1 protein-coding gene is annotated in these 463 nt (G+C 67.4%); it reads right to left on the reverse strand.

From position 1 onward, the window contains the following. Window positions 1-274, reverse strand: a 274-nt coding sequence (locus tag H7I41_RS15800; RefSeq protein ID WP_264013552.1) for a helix-turn-helix domain-containing protein, incomplete at its 3' end; no start/stop codon positions are given. Between the last annotated feature and the right edge of the window lie 189 nt (window positions 275-463).

Consider the following 463-nt stretch of genomic DNA (forward strand, 5'->3'; position numbering starts at 1 on the left):
AAGCGTTCCGGTGAACACCAATTCGGTGGTGGCGTCGAAGCGTTCCGGTGAACACCAATTCGGTGGTGGCGTCGAGCGGGAAGACGGCCTCGTGCACCAACGCGGCCTTGCTCGGCCAGCGCCGGTAGATGGCCGGCTTGGAGGTGGCGGCTCGCGCGGCGATGGCGTCGACGGACAACTCGGCGTACGGGACCTGGCCGAGCAACTCGACGGTCGCGCGCAGCACCGCCTCGTCGATGCCCCGGTTACGGGGTCGCCCAATTTCCGTCGCCATTACGAAACTGACAGTAACATAAGTGCTGTGACCGAGACCACAGCCGATGTCATCCACCTCGACGACCTGGCCACCCCGCGGTACAGCGCGGAGGCCCAGGCGATCCGGGAGATGATGGCCACCGTCGCCGCCGACTTCCCGCTCGACGCCGACGTGCTGCACGAGCGTGCCCGCGCCGATACCGGCCTG

The sequence above is a fragment of the [Mycobacterium] manitobense genome, assembly GCF_025821665.1.
Classification (GTDB): domain Bacteria; phylum Actinomycetota; class Actinomycetes; order Mycobacteriales; family Mycobacteriaceae; genus Mycobacterium; species Mycobacterium arseniciresistens.